At 73.1% G+C, this 23,647-nt stretch carries 25 protein-coding genes; 14 read left to right on the top strand and 11 right to left on the bottom strand.

From position 1 onward, the window contains the following. The first annotated feature begins 2 nt into the window (after nucleotides 1-2). Nucleotides 3-371 carry a Fe-S oxidoreductase gene (locus ABH929_RS11095; protein WP_131846467.1) on the top strand — a complete coding sequence of 123 codons (369 nt, stop codon included), beginning with the start codon at nucleotides 3-5 and terminating at the stop codon, nucleotides 369-371. A 520-nt stretch (nucleotides 372-891) separates the two neighbouring features. Here the strand turns inward: ABH929_RS11095 and ABH929_RS11090 are convergent. Continuing rightward, a complete protein-coding gene (locus ABH929_RS11090) occupies nucleotides 892-1,659 on the bottom strand; it encodes an ABC transporter ATP-binding protein (protein WP_240347335.1) in 768 nt (255 codons plus the stop codon). A 56-nt stretch (nucleotides 1,660-1,715) separates the two neighbouring features. Next, on the bottom strand, nucleotides 1,716-2,651 hold the full coding sequence (locus tag ABH929_RS11085; RefSeq protein ID WP_263092297.1) for a siderophore-interacting protein: 936 nt from the start codon (nucleotides 2,649-2,651) through the stop codon (nucleotides 1,716-1,718). A 65-nt stretch (nucleotides 2,652-2,716) separates the two neighbouring features. Here ABH929_RS11085 and ABH929_RS11080 point away from each other — a divergent pair, with 65 nt between their 5' ends. Genes ABH929_RS11080 through ABH929_RS11055 form a run of 6 tightly spaced genes read left to right on the top strand, consistent with a single transcriptional unit; the run spans nucleotide 2,717 to nucleotide 8,736 of the window. Further along, complete coding sequence (locus tag ABH929_RS11080; RefSeq protein WP_404561280.1) at nucleotides 2,717-3,658, top strand: alpha/beta fold hydrolase; 942 nt, start codon at nucleotides 2,717-2,719, stop codon at nucleotides 3,656-3,658. Nucleotides 3,659-3,716: 58 nt separating this feature from the next. Further along, complete coding sequence (locus ABH929_RS11075) at nucleotides 3,717-5,270, top strand: ABC transporter substrate-binding protein (protein WP_404561279.1); 1,554 nt, start codon at nucleotides 3,717-3,719, stop codon at nucleotides 5,268-5,270. A gap of 28 nt (nucleotides 5,271-5,298) precedes the next feature. Next, nucleotides 5,299-6,252, top strand: coding sequence for an ABC transporter permease (locus tag ABH929_RS11070; RefSeq protein ID WP_404561278.1), 954 nt, complete (start codon nucleotides 5,299-5,301; stop codon nucleotides 6,250-6,252). Continuing rightward, the gene (locus ABH929_RS11065) at nucleotides 6,249-7,136 is read left to right on the top strand and encodes an ABC transporter permease (protein WP_214548594.1); all 888 of its coding nucleotides are present in this window, start codon (nucleotides 6,249-6,251) and stop codon (nucleotides 7,134-7,136) included. Before ABH929_RS11070 ends, ABH929_RS11065 begins: the two co-directional genes overlap by 4 nt. Beyond that, complete coding sequence (locus tag ABH929_RS11060; protein ID WP_404561277.1) at nucleotides 7,133-7,957, top strand: ABC transporter ATP-binding protein; 825 nt, start codon at nucleotides 7,133-7,135, stop codon at nucleotides 7,955-7,957. Before ABH929_RS11065 ends, ABH929_RS11060 begins: the two co-directional genes overlap by 4 nt. Next, a complete protein-coding gene (locus ABH929_RS11055) occupies nucleotides 7,954-8,736 on the top strand; it encodes an ABC transporter ATP-binding protein (RefSeq protein ID WP_404561276.1) in 783 nt (260 codons plus the stop codon). Before ABH929_RS11060 ends, ABH929_RS11055 begins: the two co-directional genes overlap by 4 nt. Before the next feature lie 174 nt (nucleotides 8,737-8,910). Here ABH929_RS11055 and ABH929_RS11050 read toward each other — a convergent pair whose 3' ends face one another. Continuing rightward, nucleotides 8,911-10,356 carry an amidase gene (locus ABH929_RS11050; protein ID WP_404561275.1) on the bottom strand — a complete coding sequence of 482 codons (1,446 nt, stop codon included), beginning with the start codon at nucleotides 10,354-10,356 and terminating at the stop codon, nucleotides 8,911-8,913. Between the two features lie 72 nt (nucleotides 10,357-10,428). After that, nucleotides 10,429-11,295, bottom strand: coding sequence for a 3-hydroxyacyl-CoA dehydrogenase family protein (locus ABH929_RS11045; protein WP_404561274.1), 867 nt, complete (start codon nucleotides 11,293-11,295; stop codon nucleotides 10,429-10,431). A gap of 80 nt (nucleotides 11,296-11,375) precedes the next feature. Between ABH929_RS11045 and ABH929_RS11040 the strand changes: the two genes are divergently transcribed. Genes ABH929_RS11040 through ABH929_RS11030 form a run of 3 tightly spaced genes read left to right on the top strand, consistent with a single transcriptional unit; the run spans nucleotide 11,376 to nucleotide 13,708 of the window. Next, nucleotides 11,376-12,140: an acetoacetate decarboxylase gene (locus ABH929_RS11040; RefSeq protein ID WP_404561273.1), complete on the top strand. Its 765-nt coding sequence runs from the start codon at nucleotides 11,376-11,378 to the stop codon at nucleotides 12,138-12,140. A 9-nt stretch (nucleotides 12,141-12,149) separates the two neighbouring features. Then, on the top strand, nucleotides 12,150-12,824 hold the full coding sequence (locus ABH929_RS11035) for a TetR/AcrR family transcriptional regulator (RefSeq protein ID WP_404561271.1): 675 nt from the start codon (nucleotides 12,150-12,152) through the stop codon (nucleotides 12,822-12,824). Next, entirely contained in the window at nucleotides 12,821-13,708 is an 888-nt protein-coding gene (locus ABH929_RS11030; protein ID WP_404561270.1) for an alpha/beta hydrolase fold domain-containing protein, read from the top strand. Before ABH929_RS11035 ends, ABH929_RS11030 begins: the two co-directional genes overlap by 4 nt. 99 nt (nucleotides 13,709-13,807) lie before the next feature. On the opposite strand, the gene ABH929_RS11025 is transcribed toward ABH929_RS11030, so the two are convergent. Beyond that, complete coding sequence (locus ABH929_RS11025) at nucleotides 13,808-14,707, bottom strand: NmrA family NAD(P)-binding protein (RefSeq protein ID WP_404561268.1); 900 nt, start codon at nucleotides 14,705-14,707, stop codon at nucleotides 13,808-13,810. Between the two features lie 63 nt (nucleotides 14,708-14,770). Between ABH929_RS11025 and ABH929_RS11020 the strand changes: the two genes are divergently transcribed. Continuing rightward, nucleotides 14,771-15,109: a hypothetical protein gene (locus ABH929_RS11020; RefSeq protein ID WP_404561266.1), complete on the top strand. Its 339-nt coding sequence runs from the start codon at nucleotides 14,771-14,773 to the stop codon at nucleotides 15,107-15,109. 105 nt (nucleotides 15,110-15,214) lie between these two features. Here ABH929_RS11020 and ABH929_RS11015 read toward each other — a convergent pair whose 3' ends face one another. Next, nucleotides 15,215-15,520 carry an EthD family reductase gene (locus ABH929_RS11015; RefSeq protein WP_404561264.1) on the bottom strand — a complete coding sequence of 102 codons (306 nt, stop codon included), beginning with the start codon at nucleotides 15,518-15,520 and terminating at the stop codon, nucleotides 15,215-15,217. A 92-nt stretch (nucleotides 15,521-15,612) separates the two neighbouring features. Then, nucleotides 15,613-16,029, bottom strand: coding sequence for an HIT domain-containing protein (locus ABH929_RS11010; RefSeq protein ID WP_123294238.1), 417 nt, complete (start codon nucleotides 16,027-16,029; stop codon nucleotides 15,613-15,615). An 81-nt stretch (nucleotides 16,030-16,110) separates the two neighbouring features. Here ABH929_RS11010 and ABH929_RS11005 point away from each other — a divergent pair, with 81 nt between their 5' ends. After that, complete coding sequence (locus ABH929_RS11005) at nucleotides 16,111-17,775, top strand: ABC-F family ATP-binding cassette domain-containing protein (RefSeq protein ID WP_404561262.1); 1,665 nt, start codon at nucleotides 16,111-16,113, stop codon at nucleotides 17,773-17,775. A 26-nt stretch (nucleotides 17,776-17,801) separates the two neighbouring features. After that, nucleotides 17,802-18,710, top strand: a complete 909-nt coding sequence (locus ABH929_RS11000; protein WP_404561260.1) for a L,D-transpeptidase — start codon at nucleotides 17,802-17,804, stop codon at nucleotides 18,708-18,710. A gap of 232 nt (nucleotides 18,711-18,942) precedes the next feature. On the opposite strand, the gene ABH929_RS10995 is transcribed toward ABH929_RS11000, so the two are convergent. Both ABH929_RS10995 and ABH929_RS10990 read right to left on the bottom strand, forming a co-directional pair. Then, nucleotides 18,943-19,470, bottom strand: coding sequence for a gluconokinase (locus ABH929_RS10995; RefSeq protein WP_205462558.1), 528 nt, complete (start codon nucleotides 19,468-19,470; stop codon nucleotides 18,943-18,945). Further along, nucleotides 19,467-21,038, bottom strand: a complete 1,572-nt coding sequence (locus tag ABH929_RS10990; protein WP_404561257.1) for a GntP family permease — start codon at nucleotides 21,036-21,038, stop codon at nucleotides 19,467-19,469. Before ABH929_RS10990 ends, ABH929_RS10995 begins: the two co-directional genes overlap by 4 nt. Nucleotides 21,039-21,243: 205 nt before the next feature. Between ABH929_RS10990 and ABH929_RS10985 the strand changes: the two genes are divergently transcribed. Continuing rightward, nucleotides 21,244-21,942, top strand: coding sequence for a FadR/GntR family transcriptional regulator (locus ABH929_RS10985; protein WP_404561255.1), 699 nt, complete (start codon nucleotides 21,244-21,246; stop codon nucleotides 21,940-21,942). 405 nt (nucleotides 21,943-22,347) lie between these two features. Here ABH929_RS10985 and ABH929_RS10980 read toward each other — a convergent pair whose 3' ends face one another. Both ABH929_RS10980 and ABH929_RS10975 read right to left on the bottom strand, forming a co-directional pair. Then, nucleotides 22,348-22,950, bottom strand: a complete 603-nt coding sequence (locus tag ABH929_RS10980) for a GNAT family N-acetyltransferase (RefSeq protein ID WP_111086403.1) — start codon at nucleotides 22,948-22,950, stop codon at nucleotides 22,348-22,350. A 9-nt stretch (nucleotides 22,951-22,959) separates the two neighbouring features. After that, the gene (locus ABH929_RS10975; RefSeq protein ID WP_404561354.1) at nucleotides 22,960-23,643 is read right to left on the bottom strand and encodes a uracil-DNA glycosylase; all 684 of its coding nucleotides are present in this window, start codon (nucleotides 23,641-23,643) and stop codon (nucleotides 22,960-22,962) included. Nucleotides 23,644-23,647 lie beyond the last annotated feature (4 nt).

Raw genomic sequence — 23,647 nt, 5'->3', positions numbered from 1 at the left:
GCATGCGCGGACTGGCACGCCGGGCGCTGCTCGACTCCCCCGTGTCGCGGGTGGGCTGGCTGTTCGCCACGGCGGTGGGCCTGGCGATCGGTGTGCCGCTGTCGACCGGTCGCGTCCGCGTGGTCGACGGGCTCGTCGTCTGCTCGGGGTTGCCACGGTGGGTGTTCCGTCGTGGCGGCACCTGCGTGGGGTCGGTGTACCTGACCCGGGACAACGACGGGGCCCGGGTGCTGCGGCACGAGCGGGTGCACGTCGAGCAGTGGCGGCGGTACGGCATGCTCATGCCGGTGCTGTACGCCGTCGCCGGCCGAGACCCGCTCCGCAACCGCTTCGAGGTCGAGGCGGGGCTGGAGGACGGCGGCTACCGCTGACGGGTAGCCGTGCGCGGCGCCCACTCCTGTACCCCCCCCCCTTGCCGTGTGCCGATCGGTCATGACACCCCGTCGGGCCGGCGCCGAGTGGTCGCAGACCGTCGGCGACTCCGGCCGCTTTCGACGGTCCGTGACCACTCGGCGCAGCACACGCGGTGCGCCGTGACCTCCGGTGAGGGCCGGCCAGGCGACGAGACGTGACCGAACGGCGGACGGGAGGCACGGATCACGGCCGCCACGGGCTTCCCGTCCGCCGTGGGTCCGGCCTCCTGACCGGCTGAGGAACGGTGGTCGGTCGCGACACCCCGTCGGGGCGGCGTCGAGCGGTCGGTCAGACGCCCTCCACCCCTGCCGCCGAGGTTCCACGACATGCCGCGTGCGTCGCGCCGAGGTTCCACGGACGGCCCGGATGCGGCGCGAGATGCCGAGATCTCGGAACCTCGGGGTGCGGGCGGGCGGGGTGCGGGGTGCGGGCGGGCGGGGTGTGGGCCCGGGCGGGCCCGGAGCGCGCGGCCGCGGATCAGGCGGCGGGACGACGGGGGACGATGAGGGGCGTGCCGGTCTCGGGGTCGGGGACGACCACGCACGGCAGGCCGAAGACGTCCTCGACGAGGTCGGCCGTCAGCACCGCGGCCGGGGGTCCGGCGGCGACGATCGACCCCTGGCGCATCGCGATGACGTGGGTGGCGTAGCGCGCCGCCTGGTTCAGGTCGTGCAGCACCGCGACGACCGTCCGACCCGCGGCGTGCAGTGCCGAGGCCAACTCGAGCACGTCGTACTGGTGGGCGATGTCGAGGAACGTCGTCGGCTCGTCGAGCAGCACGATGTCGGTCTCCTGCGCCAGGACCATCGCGATCCACACCCGCTGCCGCTGCCCGCCGGAGAGCTCGTCGACGCTCCGGTCCGCCAGCTCCACCGTCGACGTCTGCTCGAGGGCGGCCTGCACGGCACGCCGGTCGGACCCGGACGACGGGTGCAGCAGGTCCTGGTGCGGGAACCGCCCGCGGGACACCAGGTCGCGCACGGTGATGCCGTCCGGGGCGATCGGCGTCTGGGGCAGCATGCCGACCCGCCGGGCCACGGCCTTCGGACGGTAGGAGTCGATCGGCGCTCCGTCGAGGTACACGGTGCCGGTTCGGGGCTTGAGGGTGCGTGCGAGCGACTTCAGCAGCGTCGACTTGCCGCACGCGTTCGGGCCGACGATGACGGTCAGTTCACCGTCGGGGACGTCCACGTCGAGCGCGTCCACCACGATGCGGTCGTCGTACGCGAGCGTCAGCCCACGCACGCCGAGCGCGGTCGTCGGGACTCCGGCCTCGCTGGTCGGCAGTCCGGCTGCGGCGTTCAGTTCTCGGCCTTGCCGTGCCGCCAGTACCCCATGAACGCGACCTGCTTCCGGTCGATGCCGACGCCGCGCACCAGGTGCCGTCGGAGCTCCTTGACGCAGCCGGCCTCGCCCGCGATCCAGGCGTACACGGGGCGTGACTCCTCGGTGGCCGGCACGTCCCAGAGCACCTGCTCGTCGACGTCGACGTCCGCCAGCTCGACGGCGTCCCCACAAGCGGGCCCGGCGGCGACCGACGGAGGACCAGCGACGGACGCAGCACCGGCGACGACCGACGACGCCCAGGCGTGCACCTGGTCGGTCATGCGCACGCCGTGGGTCGCACCGTTCCGGGCGATCCAGCGGACCTCGACCCCGGCGGGGGCGGTCACGGGCAACCGGTCGGCGTCGGTCGGCACCTCGATGAAGACGTGGCCGACGGTCGAGACGTCGAGCGCCTCGAGGATGGCGCAGATGGCCGGGGCGGCGGTCTCGTCCCCGGCGAGCAGGATGCGGTTCGCGTGCCCGGGTGCGAACTCGGCGGCACCGGTCGGCAGGTCCTCGGGCGACTCCGGCACGCGGGGTCCGACGATCCGGAGCTCGTCGCCGACCCGGCAGGACGACACCCACCGCGATGCGGGTCCGGCGTCACCGTGCGCGACGAAGTCGATGTCGAGCTCGCGGGCGTCGGGCCGGAACGAGCGGACGGTGTAGGTGCGCAGCGGGTTCCGTTCCGCGTCCGGCAGGGCACGCCAGGCGGCGTACCAGTCCTCGTCCTCGGGCAGTTCGGAGAAGCCCACGCCGTCGAGCGGCAGGACGACCTTGATCCGCTGGTCGAGCCCGACCGAGGAGAAGTCCGCCAGGGCGTCGCCCGTCAGCGTCACCCGGACGAAGTGCGGGGTGAGCGACGTGACCGCTGCCACACGGACGGGGAAGACGCGGTACCGGGTTGCCACGGATCCGAGTATGGCATGCCTTACCTAACGCCTCCAGACCCCGCGGACGGTGCGAAGATCGCTTCGTGTCCGATGCCCCCGACGAAGAATTCGCAGACCTGGCCGCGCTCGCCCGCGCGAGCGGCGTGACGAAGCCGCTCCGCGCCTCCAGGCAGGTGGTCCGCACCGATGACGGGCAGGAGACGTCCGCCATCCGGTGGGGCGACCGGGAGGCCCGGATCACCTACCTGCACGGGCTCGGCATCGACGCCCACAGCTTCGACCAGACCGCGCTCGCCGTCGGCGAGCCGGCGGTCGCCCTCGACCTGCCCGGCCACGGCCGGTCGTCGTGGCGGGACGACGCGGACTACGGGGCGTCCGTGACGGCGCCGACCGTGCTCGCGGCGCTCGACGCCCTGGGGGTGCCGCCGGGGGTCGTCGTCGGGCACTCCCTCGGCGCGATCCTGTCGGCACGGCTCGCGGCCACGGCACCGGAGCGGGTCACCGGCCTCGTGCTCGTCGACATGTCGCCGGACTTCGCGCAGCGGGCAGTCGACCGGATCGCCCGGGCGCTCGAGGCCGAGGAACCGTTCGCCACCCTGGACCAGGTCGTCGACCGGGCGATCGAAGCACGTGTCGGTGACGATCGGCACGTGCTGCTGCGTGAGGCGCGACACACCACGCGGCTCGGCGACGACGGCGCGCTCGTGCGGCGTCACCACTTCCCGCACCTGCCCGCCGGCCGCACGTCGTCGGTGGGGCGCTTCGCCGACGCGTGGCCCGACCTCGAGGCCCTGCGCGTGCCGATCCTGCTCGTCCGCGGCGACCGCGGGTACGTCTCGCCGAAGCTGCACGCCGCGTTCGCCGAGCGGCTGCCGGACGCCGAGATCGTGACGGTCACCGCCCGGCACGCGGTGCAGAACCAGGCGCCGCTCGAACTCGCTGCGGCGATCCGGGCATGGGCGGAACGTCACGGTTTGTTGCACCGGATCGAAGAACCGACCGCGGACGACACCGGCCGCCGGTAACCTCGTGCGAGCGCGAGCACTGATCATCGCCCTCGCGCCCGGAAGGAACCCACACCCCATGAGTCCACTCCTGCCCCGCCGTACCGCTCGGGCTGCGCGCACCACGCGCATCGGACGCGCTGCCCTCGCCGCCACCGCGGTCGCCGTCGTCTCCGCCCTCGCGCTGACCGGCTGCTCCGGCTCGTCGAACGAGGACGGCGGCACCGACGCCACCGTGCGCGTCGGCCTGGTGCTCGAACCGACCAGCCTCGACATCCGCACGCAGTCCGGTGCAGCGCTCGACCAGGTGCTCATCGACAACGTGTACCAGGGGCTCGTCGGCCGGACCGCCGACGGCGACGTCCGCGACGTGCTGGCCTCCGAACACGAGGTCTCCGACGACGGCCTGACCTACACGTTCACGCTGCGCGACGGCATCACCTTCCAGGACGGCAAGGACGTCACCGCGGCAGACGTGGTCTGGTCGCTCGAGCAGGTCAAGTCGAACGAGACCTACGTCGACTCCGCCAAGCTCGCCGGCGTCACCTCGATCACGTCCCCGTCGACCGGCGTGGTCGAGCTCAAGCTGGCGAAGCCCGACTCGGACCTGCTGTGGAACCTGACCGGCCGCGCCGGCCTGGTGCTCGAGAAGGCCGCGACGAACGACCTGTCGGACAGCGCGAACGGCACCGGACCGTACGAGGTCGCGAGCTGGAAGCAGGGTGACTCGCTCACCTTCGACCGCAACGACGACTACTGGGGCACGAAGGCGAAGGTCGCGAAGATCGTCTTCCGGTACATCACCGACCCGTCGACGGCCGTCAACGCCATGGCGAACGGCGACCTCGACGTCCTCAACCCGGTCGACGGAACACTCAAGAGCCAGCTCGACGGCAACTCGGACATCGCGCTGCACTCCGGCAAGACGACCGACAAGTACACGCTCGCGTTCAACGACCGGAAGGCGCCGTTCACCGACAAGCGCGTGCGCCAGGCGATCCGGCAGGCGATCGACCCGAAGGCCCTCATCAAGGCCATCGGTGGCACGGGTGTCGAGCAGGGCGGGCCGATCCCCGAACTCGACCCCGGGTACGAGGACCTCACGGACATCGACGCGTACGACCCCGACAACGCCAAGCAGCTCCTCGCCGCCGCCGGTCAAGAGAACCTGCAGCTCACGCTGACGTACGCGAACATCTACCCGGCGACCATCGGCGACGTGCTCAAGTCGCAGCTCGCCGACGTCGGGATCACCCTGACCGTCAAGCGGGTCGACTTCGCCACCTGGCTGTCGTCGGTGTTCCAGGCGCCGAAGTCGGGTGAGCGCGACTTCGACCTGTCGATGGTGGACCACGTCGAGGCCCGCGACTTCGGCAACTGGGCGAACCCCGACTACTACTTCGGCTACGACAACGCCGAGGTGCAGTCGCTGTACGCCCAGTCGATCGCGGCCACCGACGAGGACGCCAAGGTCGACGCCCTGCGGAAGGCCGCGAAGATCGTGAGCGAGGACGCCGCGGGCGAGTGGCTCTACACGGCCACCGAGATCACCGCGGTGCGCGCCGGCGTCACGGGCTTCCCCGTGGACGGCGGCAACTCGCGACTCGACCTGTCGAAGCTCGCCGTCAAGTGAGACGACCCGCGCCCGGAGCTCCGAGCACGTGACCCGGTTCCTGGTCGGCAGGCTGCTGCTGTTCGTCGTCGGGCTGCTCGTCGCGAGCGTCATCATCTTCGCGACCCTCCGGGTGCTGCCCGGCGACGTCGCACAGGTCGTCGCCGGCACCCAGTCGACCCCGGCGCAGGTCGAGCAGCTCCAGCAGCAGCTCGGCCTCGACCGACCCGTCGTGGTGCAGTACCTCGACTGGATCGGCGGGGTGTTCCGCGGCGACCTCGGCCGGTCCCTGGTGACCAACGGGCAGGTCGCGCCGGAGATCGCGCAGAAGCTGGCGATCACGCTGCCCCTCGCGGGCATGTCGCTCGTCACCGCGCTCGTGATCGGCGTCCCCCTCGGAGTCGTCGCCGCGGTGCTCCGCCGTCGACCGGGTGGCTCCGTCATCGGGTTCGTGGCGCAGGCCGTCGCCGCGATCCCGGTCGTCTGGGCCGGCATGCTGCTCGTCGCGCTGTTCGCCGTCACGCTGCACTGGCTGCCGACGCAGGGTTTCCCGCTCGACGGCTGGTCCGAGCCGGGGCGGGCGTTCGCGTCACTCGTGCTGCCTGCCCTGACCATCGGCGCTGTCGAGGGTGCCGTCATCCTGCGCTTCACCCGGTCCGCGACGCTGTCGGTGCTCGACGCCGACCACGTCCGCACCGCGGCCGCGATCGGGCTGACGCGCACGCAGGCCTTGCTCCGGCACGGGTTGCCGTCGGTGGCCCTCACCGTTCTCGCCGTGCTCGGGGTGCAGATCGCCGGGCTGCTGGTCGGGGCCGTCGTCGTCGAGCAGCTGTTCACGCTGCCCGGGGTCGGACGCATGCTCGTGACCGACGTCGGGCGCCGCGACGTCACCAAGGTGCAGTCCGAGCTGCTCGTGCTCACCGGGCTCGTGCTGCTGGTCGGCTTCGCCGTCGACGTCGTGCACCGCGCCCTCGACCCACGCCAACGCGAGGTGTCCGGATGATCCGTCGCCTGCTCTCCCGCCCCACCGGGGTCTTCGCCGTCGTCGTGCTCGGCCTGCTCGTGGTGCTCGCCGCCGTGTCGCTCGTGTGGACGCCGCAGGACCCGTTCCGCGCCGATCCGTTCCACCAGTGGGAGGGCCCGAGCGCCGCGCACTGGTTCGGCACCGACGCCGCCGGCCGCGACATCGCGAGCTACCTGCTCGCCGGCACCCGCACCACGGTGCTCGTCGCCGTCGGTGCCGGGGTGATCGCGAGCGTCGTCGGCATCGTCCTGACCGCGATCGGGTCGCTCACCGCCCGCTGGGTGCGCGAGGGCACGGCCGTCCTGCTCGACATCCTGGTGGCGTTCCCAACCCTGCTGACCGCGATGCTCCTGACCGCGGTGTTCGGCGGCTCGCTCGGGGTCGTCATCGTGAGCGTCGGACTGTCCTTCGGCGTCACGATCGCCCGGGTCGCCCGCGGCGAGATCCGCCGGATCGCCCGCAGCGACTACGTCACCGCCGCGCGGGCCTCTGGCGTCGGTGGTGGCGGGGTGCTGTTCCGCCACCTGGTGCCGAACGCCGCGCCGCTGTTCACCGTGCAGCTCTCGCTCGCGATGGCCACCGCGGTCCTCGCCGAGGCCGGTCTGTCGTACCTGGGCTACGGCGCCGGGTCGGACACCGCGTCGTGGGGCAACCTGCTCTCCGACCTGCAGACCTACATCGGCGTGCACCCGTGGAGCGCCACCTGGCCGGGGGCCGCGATCGCGCTCGTCGTCGCCGCGCTCTCCCTGCTCGGTGACGCGATCCGCGACGCCACCGACCCACGGCTGACGACGAACGACCGCGCAGCGGGCGGCGACCGCCGCAGCGACCCGGCCACGACCACCCCGGGGGTGACCGCATGACCGACCGCAGCCACGGCCGCAGCGACACCGCAGCCGGCGGACTCGAGGTGGTGGGGCTCTCCGTCCGCATCGCGGGGCGGACGATCCTGGACCACGTGACGTTCACCGTGCCTCCCGGCGAACGCGTGGGCGTGATCGGCGCATCCGGATCCGGCAAGTCCATGACCTCGCTCGCCCTGATGGGTCTGGAGCCCGCCGGCGCGACCGTCACCGGCAGCATCCGCCTGGACGGCACGGAACTCGTCGGCCTGCCCGACCGAGAGCGAGCGAAGCACCGTGGATCGGGCATCGGCATGGTCTTCCAGGAGCCCGGCACCGCCCTCGACCCGCTGCGCCGCGTCGGCGCGCAGGTCGCGGAGCCGCTGCGGCTGCACCGCGGACTCGACCGGCGGGCGGCACGTGCCGCGGCGACCGCCCTGGCGGCGGACGTCGGACTGCCGGACCCCGATTCGCTGCTGCGGCAGTACCCGCACCAGCTGTCCGGCGGGCAGCGACAGCGGATCTGCATCGCGATGGCGATGGCCGGGCAGCCCGCGTACCTCGTCGCCGACGAGCCGACCACGGCGCTCGACGTCACGACCGAGGCGCGGATCCTCGACCTCTTCGAAGGGCTGCCGGCCGGCATGGTCTTCGTCACGCACGACCTCGCCGTGCTCGCGCGGATCGCCGACACCGCCGTCGTGCTCGACGGCGGACGGGTCGTCGAGCAGGGCTCGGTGGCGTCGCTGCTCGCCGCGCCGCAGCACCCCGCGACCGTCGCGCTCGTCGACGCCGCGCGCGCCACCGCCCGTCGTGCCCGTCCGTCCGGGGGCCCCGCATGACCGCCATCCTCGACGGGGTCGGGCTGCACCGCACCTACCGGCTCCCCCGCCGCGGGCCCTTCGAACCGGGCCCCGTCCGCACCGCCGTCGACGGCGTCGACCTGGCGGTCGCCCCCGGCCAGCGGCTCGGGATCGTCGGCGAATCGGGATCCGGCAAGTCCACCCTGGTGCGGCTGCTCGCCGGCCTGGAGGCACCTTCCGCGGGTTCCGTGACCGCCTCCGGTCGTCGGGTGGTGGCGTCCGGATCCGCGGCCGCGATGCGCTGGTTCCGTCGCGAGACCGGGGTGGTGTTCCAGGACCCGTACGCGTCGCTCGACCCCCGGATGCGTGTCGGCGCGATCGTCGGCGAACCGCTGCGGGCACTGCGGATCGACGGGGATCACCGGGCGCTGGTGCGCGACGTGCTGGAGCGGGTCGACCTGCCGGCGGACGTCGTCGACCGGTACCCGCACGAGTTCTCCGGCGGGCAGCGGCAGCGCATCGCGATCGCGCGGGCCGTGGTGCACGGGCCGCGGATCCTGTTCGGCGACGAGCCGATGAGCGCCCTCGACGTGGTGGTGCGGGCACGGGTCATCGAGCTGTTCCGCTCGCTCGCCGACGACCTCGGGCTGACCCTGGTGCTGGTGTCGCACGACATCGGTGTGGTCCAGCGGCTGTGCGACACCGTGGCCGTGATGTCGGCCGGGCGCATCGTGGAGCACGGGCCGGTGTCGTTGCTCGATGCGCCGGTGCACCCGGTGACGCGAGCGCTGGTGGAGGCTGCGCCGACGCTGCGGTAGGGGCGGCGCGGCGGCGGGGCGGGCGGGCGGCACGCGATTCGCGACATCCCACGAGTCGATCGACGCGTGGCCTGTCGGACCATGCGCATGCACCGGATGCACGTGCATGGTGCGACGATCCACGAGGTGATCGACGCGTGCTTTGTCGGAACATGCGCACGCACCGACCCGAGGTCAGGCGGTCCAGGCCGCCGGGTGCCGCCGCTGCCACCGCAGCCGCCGCTCGAGCTGGGCCCCGATCGCGAGCAGCACGCGCTCGCCCCCTGGACGCCCGATCAACTGGACGCCCATCGGCAGACCGCCGCCGTCCGGGTGGTCGTCGGCGGTGACCCCGACGGGCAGGGTGATCGCCGGCAGCCCGGCCACGTTCGCCATCGAGGTCCACGGCGAGTACGCGCACTGGCGGCGGAAGTCCTCGTCCGGGTCGTCGCCGTACCAGCCGAGCGGCCGCGGGGTCAGCGCGAGCGTCGGGGACAGCACGGCGTCGAACCGGTCGAACGCACCGATCAGCGTCGCCGAGAACGTGTCGAGCGCCGTCATCGCGTCGAGCACCTGCGTGCCGGTGAGCCGCCGTCCCCGCTCCACGAGCCACGCCACCAGCGGCGTGAGCGCCGTCAGGTCGATGCCGGGGACCATCGGCAGCCGCGCCGCGGAGCTCTCCCACGCCACCCGGAACGCGTCGGCGTACGGCGCCCGCGGCATCTGCACGTCCTCGACGCCGTGCCCCAGTTCGCCGAGCACCCGCACTGCGGTCGAGGCTGCGGCACGCGCCGCGGGGTCGACCACGACCTCGACGGTGTCGTCCCACGGTGAGCCGTCGAGCAGCCCGACGACGAAGCGTCCCTCACCGCGGACGGCCGCAGCGGTGAACGGGCCGTCATCGCGCGACGGCGTGACCAGGGCGTACGGCGACGGTTCCGGCAGCCCGGTCGGCGCGACGAGCGCGTCGAGCAGCATCCCCGCGTCCGCGACGGAACGGGTCAGTGGCCCGGCGACGGAGAGGCCGCCGACACCGGAGCGGCCGGGCATCGACGGCACCCGCCCGCGGCTCGGCTTCAGGCCGACGAGTCCGGTCGCGGCGGCCGGGATCCGGACCGATCCCCCGCCGTCGGACCCGACGGCCGCGGGCAGCAGCCCGGCCGCCACGGCGACCGCCGCCCCGCTCGACGACCCACCGGGCGCGCGGGTCGTGTCGTGGGGATTCCGCGTCACGCCGAACCGGGTCTCCGACGACGAGGACATGCCGAACTCCGGTGACGCCGTCTTGCCGAGGCTCACCGTGCCGGCGGCGTCGAGCGCCGCGACGAGCGGGTGGTCGGCTCCGGCAGGGCGCTCCGGCAGACTCGCGGTGCCGCTGCGCGTGGGGACCCCGGCGCGGTCGTACAGGTCCTTGTCGGCGGACGGGAGGCCCCACAACGGTCTCGACGTCGGCACCAGGTCCCCGAGACGGTCGGCTCTCGTGCGCGCGGCGTCCGCCGTGACCGTCACGAACGCGCCGAGGGCCGGGTCGATGCGCTCGATGCGGGCGAGGTAGTGCTCCGTCACCTCGAGCGCGGTCGCCTCCCCCCGGCGGATCCAGTCCCAGAGTTCCTGCGCGGCGAGGTGGTGGAGTTCGAACACGGTTCCCGAGCCTAGGCGGCGACGGTGCTGGTCGTCCGACGGTGCTGGTCGTCCGACGGTGCTGGTCGTCCGTCAGTGCTGGTCGTACGCGTAGAAGCCGCGGCCGGTCTTCACGCCCAGGTACCCCGCGTCGACGTACTGCCGGAGCAGCTGCCGCGGACCTTCGGGCAGGTGCGGGTCCTCGGCCGCGTAGTGCTCCTCGATGTCCAGGACGACGTCGAGTCCGACCTGGTCCATCATGCGGAACGGTCCCGCGGGCGAACCGGTGTTCACCGCGAACATGGCGTCGACGTCCTCGGGCGTGGAGACCCCGTCGGCGACGACGGCCAGGGACTCGCGCTTGATGGCCGCCCAGATGCGGTTGAAGATGAACCCGGTCGACTCCTTGCGCGCGACGAACGGGCGGACGCCGTAGGTCGGCAGGACCTCGAGCAGCAGGTCGATGACCGCGGGGTCGGTCTCGCCGTCGCTCATGAGGTCGACGGCGTTCTGCGCCGGCGGCATGTAGAAGTGCATGTTCAGCACGCGCTCGGGGTGCTCGACCTCGTCGATCACGAGTCGGCTCGCGTACGACGAGGAGTTGCTCGCCAGGATCGTGTCCGCCCCGACGGCGCGGTCGAGCTGGCCGAACACCGTCGTCTTGAGGTCGAGGCGCTCCGGGATCGCCTCGACGACGAGCCACGCACCCGCGACGGCCTCGTCCAGGTCGTCGAACGCGCGGACGGTGCCGACCGCGCCCCCGTCCCGCGCCGCGGCGAGCGCCGGGAGCTCGCGCTCGACGTACTCGACGGCGGCCGTGCGGACCGGCTCGGCGAGGTCGTACACGCGGGACTCGCCGCCGGCGCTGGCGAACACCAGGGCGATGCGACGACCGAGGGTCCCACCGCCGATCACGGCGACGGGTCGGTTGCGGATGTCGGTCGGCAGGGAGAAGCCCATGGTGTCCTTCGTTCTCGGGTGTAGGTTCGATACACAACGTACTCAATACGGAACGTATCGCAACTCGACAAGGAGTTCCCATGCAGGCTTCGGACGTCCTCCGCCACGCCACCACGCCCCTCACCGCGCCGGTCTACCCGCTGCGCCCGACGCGCTTCACCGACCGCGAGTACTTCAACGTCGTGTACCGGACCGACCCTGACGCCCTCCGCGCCGTCGTGCCGGAGCCGCTGCAGGTCGACGCGCCGCTGGTCCGGTTCGAGGTCATGAAGATGGGCGACGTCGACGGCTACGGCCCCTACGTCGAGTCCGGTCAGGCGATCCAGGTCACCCACGACGGCGAGGTCGGCGAGTACCTGCACGCCATGTACCTCGACAACTCCGCGGCGACGCTCGCCGGTCGCGAACTGAGCGCCTACCCGAAGGTGCTCGGCACCCCGGGGTTGCGCGTCGACCAGGGCGCCCTCGTCGGCACGCTGGACCGCGGGGCCGAGCGGGTGGCGACGGCGACCATGGCGTACCAGTGGGAGCCGATGGACCCGGTGGAGGCCGCGGCGCAGATCACGGTGCCGACCTGGATGGTGAAGCTCGTCCCCGACGTGACGACGCTGGGGCTGCGGGCCGCCGACCTCGTGCGGACCGAGATCACCGACATCGTCGTGAAGGCGGCCTGGACCGGGCCCGCCCGCCTGCAGCTGTTCGAGCACGCCCTCGCGCCGATGGCCGACCTGCCGGTGTTCGAGGTCATCAGCGCCTCACACGTCCTGACCGACCTGACGCTCGCGCCGGTGCGGTCCGTGCACGACTACCTGGCCGACCCGCTCCAGTCGGACGACGCCTCCTAGGATGAGCCGATGTCCCCACGAGTGAGCGACGACACCGCCGCACCCGCCCGACCCACCCGGCGGCGCAGCAGCACCCGCGCGGAACTCGTCCGCGCGGCCGAGGCGCTGTTCGACGAGACCGGCTCGGCCTCGGCCAGCGTCGAGGCGATCGTCGCGCGTGCGGGGTTCACGCGCGGGGCCTTCTACTCGAACTTCGCGACGACCGACGAGCTCTTCTTCGCGGTGTACGAAGCGCAGGAGGCCGTGGTCGTCGAGCGGCTCGAGGACGGCTTCCGGGCCGCACTCGGCACGACCGACCCGCAGTCCGTCGACGCGATCGTCTCCGGGGTCCTCGGCGGCCTTCCCCCCGAGGGCAAGTGGTACGCGATCCGCTCGGTCCTGCTGTCCCGGGCGCGACACGAACCCGAGCTCCGGGCACTGCTCCGAGCGCACACCGACGCCTTCCACGCGGCACTCGAACCGCTGCTCGTCGAGTCGGTCACGGCGCAGGGCCGACGCCTCACCGTCGCACCGGACGTCTTCACCCGCGCGGTCGTCGCCGCGCACGTCGGCGCGGTCGGCCAGACGGTGCTGTACGACGACGCCGCGACGATCCGCGTCGCCGCGGTGCGGGGTGCACTCCTCGGGCTCAGCGAACCGGTGCACGACACCGACGACACCGACGATCGAGGAGGCACACCGTGATCGTCCCCGAAGCAGCGGTCCCGCTGTTCCTGCGGGCCACGCACGCGAACGCTCCGTTCGTCACCGAGGCGGGAGCGCACCGGGCCGTCCGCCGACAGGCCCTCCGCCCCGAGCCGTTCGGACCGCCGAAGCGCCTCCGGCCCGACGTACGCGTCGACGTCCACCGTCAGGACGGTTCCCCCGTGTACACGGTGACCCCGAGCCGCCAGCCACCGCTCCGCGACCTCGTGTACGTGCACGGCGGCGGGTGGGTCCACGAGATCGCCCCGCAGCACTGGGCGCTCATCGCCCAGCTCGCCGCCGAGGCGCGCGCCACCGTGACCGTCCCGATCTACCGACTCCTGCCGGACGGCAACGCCCGGCAGGCGCACGACCTGGTCCTCGACGTCGCACGCCGCATCATCGACCAGCGCGGGCGGGTGCAGCTCGCCGGCGACTCCGCCGGTGGACAGATCGCGCTCTCCGTCGCCCAGACCCTGCGCGACCAGGGCGTCCGGTCGCTCCGGACCGTCCTGGTGTCACCGGCGCTCGACCTCGGCTTCTCGAACCCGCGCATCCCCCAGGTGCAACCGAGCGACCCGTGGCTCGGTCGCGACGGGGGTCGTGTCCTCGGGCACCTGTGGGCCGACGGCCTGTCGATCGACGACCCGGTCGTCAGTCCCCTGTCGGGCGCGTTCCACGGCCTCGGCCCGATGCTCGTCCACACCGGGACCCACGACGTGCTCAACCCCGACGCGCACCTGCTCGTCGAGGCCGCCCGGTCCGCGGGCGTGGACGTCACGCTGCACGAGCGACCCGGCGCCCTGCACGTGTTCCCCCTGCTGCCGACGCGCAGCGGACGAGCGGCACGGCAGGAGATCGTCAGGGCCGTCCGCGGCGCCTGACCGTCAGCGCAGGACCCGGCCGGCGCGTGCCCGTGACGGCCACGGCGGCGGACCGCCGGCCGTCCTGCGTGACGCGGGGCGGGCCTCCCGGTCGGACCGTCAGACGCCCAGGTGGGCGGCGAGCACGTCGCGGACGCTCGTCCACCCGTGCGGGCCGGAGCGCTCGTCGTCGACGTGGTGGAGCTCCGCCTCGCCGCTGAACATGCTCACGAAGTACTGCATGCCCTGCCAGGCCGGGAACGGTTCGGCGTCGTCCTTCGACAGCCGTCGGCCGATCCGTGCCATCGCCGACAGCGTGCCGGTGGTGCCCGCCCACTGCAGTCGGAACGGGGTGCCGGTCAGTCGGGACAGCGTGTCGGCGATCGACCGTGCCGTGACGCGGTCACCGGCGACCTCGACCACTCGGGGGGCGTCCGCGTCGAGTGCGACGAGCGCCGTCACGCGCGCGACGTCGTCCTTCGTGGTGAAGTCGAGCACCTGGTCCGCCGACGACCAGTAGAGCACCCGCTGGCGGTCGAACAGGATCAGCGGCGCCTGACCGGTGAGCATGTCCGTGAACGCCCCGTTCAGCACCGAGGTCGCACGGATCGGCGCAGCGTCGAGGGTGGCGGCGAACTCGCGGCGCAGCTCGAAGTTGCGGTTCGAGCCGGGCGTGATCGAGCGGTAGTCGGCGGCGTAGTCCGAGGGGATGAACCGCGGGACGCCGGCCTGGACCGCGGCGTCGAGCAGTGCCCGCTGGGCGTCCACGATCACGGCGCGGGTGCCGCTCACCGCGGAGACGACGACGTCGACCCCGGCGAGCGCCGCGACCAGAGCCGGTGCGTCCGTGTAGTCCGCGGTGACGACGTCGATGCGGTCGTCGTCGGCGAACTGCCGCTGCGCGCCGGTGCTGGACGGGCGGGTGAGGACGCGGACGCGGGTGTCGTGCTGCAGGAGCTGGCGGACGATGCGTCCGCCGAGGTCTCCGGTGGCGCCGGCGACGAGGACGGTGGCGGTCATGGCGGCCACGCTACGGGTGCGCGGGTGCGGCGGGCACAGGTGCGCTGGCCCTATCCTGCGGAGGTGGACACGACTCTCCCCTCCGGCACGACGAAGCGCCGGATCGAGCTCCGGCTCGCTCGCCCCCTGCTCACCTGGTTCGCCCGCCCGACCGTCACGATCGACGGGGTCGGCCACCCGGCGCAGTGGGGCACCGGTACGTGGGCGGTCGCGGACGACGGCCGGACCGTGATCGGGGTGTACCTGTTCAACCGGGCATGGCGCTTCGGCACGGCGACGGCGACCGTCGGCGATGCCGAGGTGCTCGAGTACCGCGCGGGCGTGCTGCCCGTCGGCGCCGGCCGGTTGGCGCCGGTGCCGGTGCGTGGTCTGCCGGGTCTGCCAGGCCGAGACTCGCGCTGAGCGACACTCCACGCGGCGCGGGGCCCGAGGAGTGTCGCTCAGCCCGAGACCCGGGCCCGGGCCCGGCGCCCGGCCAGGCCCGGCACCCGGCCCCGGCCGACGGTGCTACTCGTGCTCGATGTCGGAGAACAAGCCGGTGAACGTGGCGCCGGTCCCGCCGAGCTGCTGGAAGAACGCGCCGGCCTCGGCGGTCGCCACCGCGTCGGAGGCGTCCCCGTACGAGGCGAAGTACAGGTCGAGGGTGCGGTGCGCCGGTGTGGGCGTGCCGTCCTCCTTCGGCCAGACCTTCGCCGCCTCGAGCCGCTGCAGGCCGGGCAGCTCCGCGGCGAGCGCCTCGAGCTCCACGTAGGACTGCTCGAACGCCGACGGGTCGGCCGGGTTGTCGATGATCAGGGTGATCTTCGTGGTCATGGTGTGCTCCTGCGGGTGTCGGCGGGACGGGTGACGGTGCAGCGCCCACTCCACTCCGTTCCGCGCACCGCTGCCCGGGTGTGCTCCCGGAGCTACTCGAACATCTCGGCGAGGAGTGCGTGCGGGTCACCGTCGACGACGTGTGCCGAGGGCGGCTCCGGCCAGTGCGTCGTGCCGTCGTCCGGCCAGCACGGCACGACGTGGAAGTGCAGGTGCCGCACGCTCTGCCCGGCATCGGCGCCGGAGGCCTGCAGCACGACGGTGCCGGTGGCGCCGAGCGCGCCCCGCATCGCTCGTGCGACCCGTTGCGCGAGCGCGACGGTCGCGGCCAGCGCCACCGGGGCGGCGCCGAGCAGGTCGTCGGCGTGCTCGACCGGTACGACGAGGGTGTGCCCGGGTGCGAGCGCGGACCCGGGCAGCGGCGCGAACGCCACGGCGTGGTCCTCGCGCTCGACCCAGACGGCCGGTTCGTCGCCGGCGATGATCGCGCAGAAGACGCAGGATGCCATCCGTCCAGTGTGCTGCACCCGGAGCCCCGGGCGCTCCGACGGCGGTGCCGTGCGCGCGCCGCCGCGTGGGACGATTGGCGCATGACCGCCACGCTCGTCGCCAAGGGCCTGTCCGGCGGGTACGCCGCTCGCACGCTGTTCGACTCCCTCGACCTCACGGTCGCGCCGGGCGACGTGATCGGCGTCGTCGGGGTGAACGGCGCCGGCAAGTCCACGCTGCTCCGGCTGCTGGCGGGTGTCGACGAGCCCCTGGCGGGAACGGTGTCGCTCGCACCGACCGACGCGTTCGTCGGCTGGCTCCCCCAGGAGCACGAGCGGATCGCGGGCGAGACCGTCGCCGCGTACATCGCCCGACGGACCGGCTCGGCCGAGGCGACCGAAGCCATGGACGCCGCGGCCGCCGCGCTCGGCGACCCGGACGCCGGCGACGCCGCCGCGGACCGCTACTCGACGGCGCTCGACCGCTGGCTCGCCGCGGGCGCCGCCGACCTCGACGACCGCATCCCCGCCGTCCTGGCCGACCTCGGCCTGGAGACCGGAGCCGATGACGACGGCGTGGGACCGGAGTCGCTCATGACCGCTCTGTCCGGTGGGCAGGCCGCTCGGGTCGGGCTGGCGGCGCTGCTGCTGTCGCGGTTCGACATCGTCCTGCTCGACGAGCCCACCAACGACCTCGACCTCGACGGGCTGGACCGGCTCGAGGGGTTCGTCCGGGGCCTGCGCGGCGGGGTCGTGCTCGTCAGCCACGACCGGGAGTTCCTGGCGCGGTCGGTGACGAGCGTGCTCGAGCTCGACCTGGCGCAGTCGTCCAACCGGCTGTTCGGCGGCGGGTACGACTCGTTCCTCGAGGAGCGCGAGATCGCCCGGCAGCACAAGCGCGACGCGTACGAGGACTACGCCGCCACCAAGGCCGACCTGGTCTCCCGCGCCCGCACACAGCGCGAGTGGTCGAGCCAGGGCGTGCGCAACGCCATGAAGAAGGCTCCGGACAACGACAAGATCCGGCGCAAGGCCGCCTCGGAGTCGAGCGAGAAGCAGGCGCAGAAGGTCCGCCAGATGGAGTCCCGCATCGCGCGGCTCGACGAGGTCGAGGAGCCCCGCAAGGAGTGGCAGCTCGAGTTCACGATCGGCAGCGCTCCCCGGTCCTCGGCCGTTGTGGCCACCCTGTCCGACGCCACCTTCACGCAGGGCGACTTCACGCTCGGCCCGGTGTCGCTGCAGGTCGACGGCGGGGACCGCATCGGCATCACCGGACCGAACGGTGCCGGCAAGTCCACGCTGCTCCGGGCCCTGCTCGGCAAGCAGGCACCGACGACCGGCACCGCCTCCCTCGGGTCGAGCGTCGCCGTCGGCGAGGTCGACCAGGCCCGTGCGGCCTTCACCGGCGACCAGTCCCTCGCCGCGGCGTTCGAGGCGATCGTGCCCGAGTACACCACCGCCGACGTCCGGACGCTGCTCGCGAAGTTCGGGCTGAAGGCCGACCACGTCGGGCGGCCCGCGTCGGCGCTCTCCCCCGGCGAACGGACCCGCGCCGGACTCGCGCTGCTGCAGGCCCGCGGGGTGAACGTGCTCGTGCTCGACGAGCCGACGAACCACCTCGACCTGGTGGCCATCGAGCAGCTCGAGCAGGCACTGGAGTCGTACGACGGCACCCTGCTGCTCGTCACGCACGACCGGCGCATGCTGGAGACCGTCCGCCTCGACCGGCAGTGGCACGTCGACGCCGGCCGGGTCACCGAACGCTGACCGACACCAGGAGCACAGGGGGGCCGATGCGACGCAGGGGCTTGATCGCCGTGGTCGGGGGTGCGGCTGCGCTCGCCGTCGCGGCCGCCGTCGTCGTGGGAGTGACCGCCGACCGTCCGGGCGCCGACCCGACCCGCGCCGCACGGGCAACACCGACCGCGACGCCGACACCGACACCGACGCTCGCGGCCGTCCCCCGAGCGCCGTCGGCCGCCACCCTCGCCGCCCTGCCGCTGGCGTTCCACGACGGCGTCGTCCCCGAACTCCTCGACGGCGGGGACGTCCGCCCCGCGGACACCTGGCAGATCGCCACCCCACGGCACGACCTCGTCGCCCTGTACGCCAGCCCGTCGAGCCGCGCCCGCCCCGTGGCCACGCTGTCGCACCTGGTGTCGACGATCGACCTGCCCGCCGCCACTGCTGTGTGGGGCCGGTCGCCCGGAGTCGACGGCGGCATGCTCCTCGTCTCGACCCCGGCCCGGAACCGCACCCCGGGTGACGGCGGACACCCGGACGCGCCGAGCGCCACGTTCGCCTGGGCACGGGCCGCCGACTTCACGGTCACCGACACCGACCGGATGATCCGCGTCGACGTCGCCCGGAGCACGGTGTCCGTCGTCACCCGGAGCGGCCAGGTCACCGCGACCGAGGTGGCCCGGCTCGGTACCCCCGAGGACCCCACGCCGTCCGACACCGCCACCTACGTCGAGGCGGCGTACGTGGACACCCGCGTGACGTACACGCAGGGCAACCCGATCATCCTGACCGGGGCGCACTCGTCGCGGATCCCGTCGTACGGCGGCAACGCGGCACTGACGGCGCTGCACTACTACCCCGACCCGACCGGCAGTTCGCACGGGTGCGTGCGGATCTCGGCGGAGATGACCCGCACCCTCGCCGCCCTGCCGGTCGGCACCCCGATCCGGTTCAGCTGAGGAGCGACGACGTGCCCGCGCTCGTGCGCCGGCACGATCGCGCGACGAGCGGGGTGCACGCACCCCGACATCGGACGGGAGGCCCGTGGCGGCGCTGCCACGACCCTCCCGTCCGATGGGAGGCGCGGCAGACCGCCCATGGTGAGCAGAGGGGGTCGGGTCCTGTCACAGGACCCCACCACTTCTGCTCACGATGCGAACGCGGCGAACGATGCGAACGCGGCGCCAGCAGCTAGCGGCCGCCGCCGAGCCCGAGCCGCTCGACGACCTCGGCGCTCTCCTCGTCCGGGGTCCGGTCAGCCGCGATCGTCAGGTGCGCCTCGTCGTCCTGCGGCGGCTCGAGCGTCGCGAGCTGGGACTGCAGGAGCGACGTCGGCATGAAGTGCCCAGACCGCTGCGACATGCGCTGTTCGATCAGCGCGCCGTCACCGGCCACGTGGACGAACACCACGCCCGGAGCCCGCAGCACGTCGCGGTACGACCGCTTCAGGGCGGAGCAGGTCACGACGCCGTGCGTGCCGGCGTCGAGGTGCCCGCGGATCCAGCCGGCGACGACGTCGAGCCACGGCCAGCGGTCCTCGTCGGTGAGCGGTGTACCGGCGTGCATCTTGTCGACGTTGGCCTGCGGGTGCATGGCGTCGCCCTCGGCGAAGTCCCACCCGAGCCGCTCGGCGACCATCGCGGCGACGGTCGACTTGCCGGAACCGGAGACCCCCATGACCACCAGGACACGCGCATCCAGAGCGGAGTCGCCGCTCATCGGATGAACACCCCGGCCAGCAGCACCCCGAGCAGACCGAGCACCGAGATGAGGCACTCGAGCACCGTCCACGTCTTGAAGGTCTGCCCCACGGTGGTGTTGAGGTAGCCCTTGACGAGCCAGAACCCGGCGTCGTTGACGTGCGACAGGAACACCGAGCCCGCGCCGATCGCCAGCACGAGCAGCGAGGTCATCGGCGAGGACAGGTCAGCGGCGATCGGGGCCATGATGCCCGCGGCGGTGACGGTGGCGACCGTGGCCGACCCCGTCGCGACGCGCACCAGTGCCGACACGACCCAGGCCACGAGCAGCACCGAGATGCCGGAGTCCTTCACGGCGTCGGCGATCACCCCGCCGATGCCCGTGTCGATGAGCACCTGCTTGAAGCCACCGCCGGCGCCGACGATGAGCAGCACCCCGGCGACCGGGGGCAGCGCGCTCTCGAGCGACTTCGCCACGGCGGACCGGTCCATGCCGCCGCCGATCGCGAAGAAGACCATCGCGTAGATCGCGGCGATGCCGATCGCGATCATCGGGGACCCGAGGAAGTCGAGCAGGCTCACCCACGAGCCGGCGGCGTCGGGCATCGTGGCCTCGCGGACGGCCTGGGCGAGCATGAGGACGACGGGCAGCAGGATGCCGATGAGCGCGACGGTGAACGACGGGCTGCGCGGCTCACTGATGACGCGCGTGAAGTCGCTCTTGCCGTTCGGCAGGGATGCGGTGTCCTGCGTGGCGGGGCCGCGCCGGGCCTCCCGTCCGCCCGAGGCGGGGTCCTGCGGACCGGACGCCGAACCGGAGTCCGACCCACGCGACCCGAACAGGTCGGGCGCGGGGATGTCGACCCAGCGGGCCGCGAACTGGGCGAACACCGGTCCGGCCAGGATGATGACCGGGATCGCCAGCACGATGCCGAAGGCGAGCGTGGTGCCGAGGTTCGCGCCGACGGTCGAGATCGCGACGAGCGGGCCGGGGTGCGGCGGGACGAACGCGTGCATCGTCGACAGGCCGACCAGGGCGGGCACGGCGATCTTCATGATCGGCACGGAGCTGCGCTTCGCGACGAGCACGATGATCGGGATGAGGAGCACGAGGCCGACCTCGAAGAACATCGGCAGGCCGATCAGCGCACCGATCAGGGCCATCGTCCAGGGCAGTGCGGCCTTCGACGACTTGCGCACCAGGGTGTCGACCACGCGGTCGGCGGCGCCGGAGTCGACGAGCATCTTGCCGAACATCGACCCGAGGCCGACCAGGATGCCGACGCTCGTCATCGTCGCACCGAAGCCGTTGCCGAAGCTCACGACTGCCTTGTCCGGCGCGAGCCCCGCCCCGATTCCGACGCCCAGGGCACCGATCACGAGCGCGATGAACGGGTGGACCTTGAGCCAGGTGATGAGCGCGATGATCACGACGATGCCGACGAGGGCGGCGATGATCAGCTGTGGGATCGGCCCGGACGGGTCGACCGTCTCGGTACCGCCGCCCTCGGCGGCCAGGACCGTGCCGACGGGGTGGGCGAGCGTGCCGACGGGGTGGGCGAGCGCGTCGAGTGGAGCGTGAGGCATCGGTGCCCCTTTCTGGAGCCGCTGCCGCGCGGCTCCGTCGCCTTCGTGTCGAGAGTGGCTGGCGCTGCAGATGCCGACCCTCAATAATCTGATTAATCAGACTATACGACGATCCGCCGCGCGCCATCCGCCCTCGGACGCAGTCTGCCGTTTCGATGGGACCGACGTCACGTCGACCGCGCCACCCGTACTGCATGGAGGAACGATGCCCCCGGCCCGAGGACTCCACGCCCACGTGCTCGACGCCCTCGGGCAGCGGATTGTCGACGGCGCGCTCGAGCCCGGCACGGTCGTGCGGCCCGAACTGGTCGCGGACGAGTTCGGCGTGTCCCGGTCGGTCGTGCGCGAGGCGCTCCGCGTCCTGCAGTCGCTCGGGCTCGTCGAACCCCGACAGCGCGTCGGCACGCAGGTGCTCGGCATCGGGTCGTGGGAACTGCTCGCTCCGACGGTCATCCGGTGGCGGGGCGCCTCGCCCGCCTACTTCGTGCAGCAGCGGGAACTGCTCGAACTGCGGCTCGGCGTGGAACCCGTCGCGGCGTCGCTCACCGCCGGCGGCTCCGGGGCGTCCGTCGTCCTCGACGCCGCGCTGGACATGCTCGCCGCCTGCGCGCGCGAGGACAGCCGCGCGTACCTCGAGGCCGACGTCCGCTTCCATCGCGCCCTGCTCACCGGCTCCGGCAACGCCGTCTTCGCGCACTTCGCCGGCACCGTCGAGGCGCTGCTGCGCACCCGCACGTCGGAGTCGCGCGACACCATCACGCGCTGGACGCGCGAGGCAGCACTCCGCCACGAGGCCGTCGGGCACGCGCTCGTCGCGGGTGACGGGGCCGCCGCGGCGGCCGCGACGACGGCGCTCGTCGGCGTCACGCGCGACGAGTTCATCGCCGAGGCCCCGCGCGGTTGACCGCGGCTGGCCGCGGTGCGGGTCGGGGTCCCGGTGCCGAAGGTCGCCGGGGTCCCGGTCCTGTCGATCGCCCGGGTTCCACGACATGCCGCGCGCTGATCGCCGAGGTTCCGCAAGACGCGCGATCGCGCGCCGAGATGCGCGGATTTCGGAACCCCGCGCGCCCGAGACGCGCCCGAAGGGCGGACGGGAGGCCCATGGCGACGCAACCACGGGCCTCCCGTCCGACAGCCGCCCGGGTTCCACGACATGCCGCGCGCTGATCGCCGAGGTTCCGCAAGACGCGCGATCGCGCGCCGAGATGCGCGGATTTCGGAACCTCGGCGCAGGCCGACGGGCGCGCCGGGCGCGCCGGGCGCGCGGACGCGCCGGGCGCGCCGGACGCGCCGGGCGCGCCGCCCGGCGCTACCTGCGCGCGAAGAGGCGGGGACCGCGCAACCGCAGGCGCATCGTCACCGTGCCGAGCCACCGGTCGTACTTGTAGCCGACCTTGCCCATCCGGCCGACCTCCTCGAAGCCGAGCCGCTCGTGCAGGCGGATCGAGGCCTCGGCCTGCCGGTCGGCGATCACGGCGACGACCTCGCGGACCCCGGCGGACCGGCACTCGTCGAGCAGGGCCTCCATGAGCGCACGGCCCAGCCCCTTGCCACCCGAGGCCGCTCCGAGGTAGATCGAGTCCTCGACCACCCGGTTCGACCGGTCGCGCGGGTTCCAGGCGTCCACCAGCGCGTAGCCGAGGATCTGCCCGGCCGGGTTCTCGGCCACCAGGAACGGCAGCTTGCGCTTCCGGATGTCGTCGTAGCGCTGCTTCCACCGGGCGAAGGTGAACGCCGACGGGTCGAAGGTCACCGACGAGTTGCGGACGTAGTGCGTGTGGATCTCGCGCACGTCGGGCAGGTCGCTCGCCTCGGCAGCACGGATCCGGTACTCGAAGGCGGTCTCGCTCGCCGGCCGGGCACGCAGGTGCCGCGGCAGGACCCGCCGTCGCTGGTATTCCTCCTCGAGCACGTGCCGAGCCTACTGAGCGGGCAGCGACCAGTCGACCGGTGCCGCGCCCTGTTCCTGCAGCAGCTCGTTGACCTGCGAGAACGGCCGGCTGCCGAAGAAGCCCCGCGAGGCGCTCAACGGGCTCGGGTGCGCCGACGCCACCACCGGGGTGTCGCCGAGCAGCGGCCGGACGGACGCGGCCTGCGCGCCCCACAGCACGGCGACGAGCGGGGTCCCCCGGGCGACGAGTGCGCGGACCGCCTGGTCGGTGACGGCTTCCCAGCCCTTGCCGCGGTGACTGCCGGCGTCGCCCGCACGGACCGTGAGCACACGGTTGAGCAGCAGGACGCCCTGGTCCGACCACGCACGCAGGTCACCGTGCGCCGGCGGGGTCACGCCGACGTCGGCGCTGAGCTCCTTGTAGATGTTCGCCAGGCTGCGCGGCACCGGACGGACCGCTGGGTCGACGGCGAACGACAGCCCGATCGGGTTGCCCGGCGTCGGGTAGGGGTCCTGCCCCACCACGAGCACCTTCACGGCGTCGAAGGGCATGGTGAAGGCCCGGAGGACATCGGCGCCGGCCGGCAGGTAGGTGCGGCCAGCCGCTGTCTCGTCACGGAGCCAGGCACCCATGCGGTGCACGTCGGCCTCCACCGGAGCGAGCGCCGACGCCCAGCCCGGGTCGACCAGGTCGGCGAGCGGTCGTGGTTCCACCACG

The sequence above is a fragment of the Curtobacterium sp. AB7 genome (genome assembly GCF_044909335.1).
Taxonomy (GTDB): Bacteria; Actinomycetota; Actinomycetes; order Actinomycetales; family Microbacteriaceae; genus Curtobacterium.
The sequence above is the reverse complement of the archived record's forward strand: the minus strand, read 5'-3'. Positions and strand labels throughout refer to the sequence as shown.

Excerpts from the sequence above, each read along its gene's own strand:
- ABH929_RS11095 (WP_131846467.1), top strand. The coding sequence starts at position 3 with ATGCGCGGACTGGCACGCCGGGCGCTGCTCGACTCCCCCGTGTCGCGG.
- ABH929_RS11075 (WP_404561279.1), top strand. The coding sequence starts at position 3,717 with ATGAGTCCACTCCTGCCCCGCCGTACCGCTCGGGCTGCGCGCACCACG.
- ABH929_RS11065 (WP_214548594.1), top strand. The coding sequence starts at position 6,249 with ATGATCCGTCGCCTGCTCTCCCGCCCCACCGGGGTCTTCGCCGTCGTC.
- ABH929_RS11060 (WP_404561277.1), top strand. The coding sequence starts at position 7,133 with ATGACCGACCGCAGCCACGGCCGCAGCGACACCGCAGCCGGCGGACTC.
- ABH929_RS11055 (WP_404561276.1), top strand. The coding sequence starts at position 7,954 with ATGACCGCCATCCTCGACGGGGTCGGGCTGCACCGCACCTACCGGCTC.
- ABH929_RS11045 (WP_404561274.1), bottom strand. The coding sequence starts at position 11,295 with ATGGGCTTCTCCCTGCCGACCGACATCCGCAACCGACCCGTCGCCGTG.
- ABH929_RS11040 (WP_404561273.1), top strand. The coding sequence starts at position 11,376 with ATGCAGGCTTCGGACGTCCTCCGCCACGCCACCACGCCCCTCACCGCG.
- ABH929_RS11035 (WP_404561271.1), top strand. The coding sequence starts at position 12,150 with ATGTCCCCACGAGTGAGCGACGACACCGCCGCACCCGCCCGACCCACC.
- ABH929_RS11025 (WP_404561268.1), bottom strand. The coding sequence starts at position 14,707 with ATGACCGCCACCGTCCTCGTCGCCGGCGCCACCGGAGACCTCGGCGGA.
- ABH929_RS11015 (WP_404561264.1), bottom strand. The coding sequence starts at position 15,520 with ATGACCACGAAGATCACCCTGATCATCGACAACCCGGCCGACCCGTCG.
- ABH929_RS11010 (WP_123294238.1), bottom strand. The coding sequence starts at position 16,029 with ATGGCATCCTGCGTCTTCTGCGCGATCATCGCCGGCGACGAACCGGCC.
- ABH929_RS11005 (WP_404561262.1), top strand. The coding sequence starts at position 16,111 with ATGACCGCCACGCTCGTCGCCAAGGGCCTGTCCGGCGGGTACGCCGCT.
- ABH929_RS11000 (WP_404561260.1), top strand. The coding sequence starts at position 17,802 with ATGCGACGCAGGGGCTTGATCGCCGTGGTCGGGGGTGCGGCTGCGCTC.
- ABH929_RS10995 (WP_205462558.1), bottom strand. The coding sequence starts at position 19,470 with ATGAGCGGCGACTCCGCTCTGGATGCGCGTGTCCTGGTGGTCATGGGG.
- ABH929_RS10990 (WP_404561257.1), bottom strand. The coding sequence starts at position 21,038 with ATGCCTCACGCTCCACTCGACGCGCTCGCCCACCCCGTCGGCACGCTC.
- ABH929_RS10985 (WP_404561255.1), top strand. The coding sequence starts at position 21,244 with ATGCCCCCGGCCCGAGGACTCCACGCCCACGTGCTCGACGCCCTCGGG.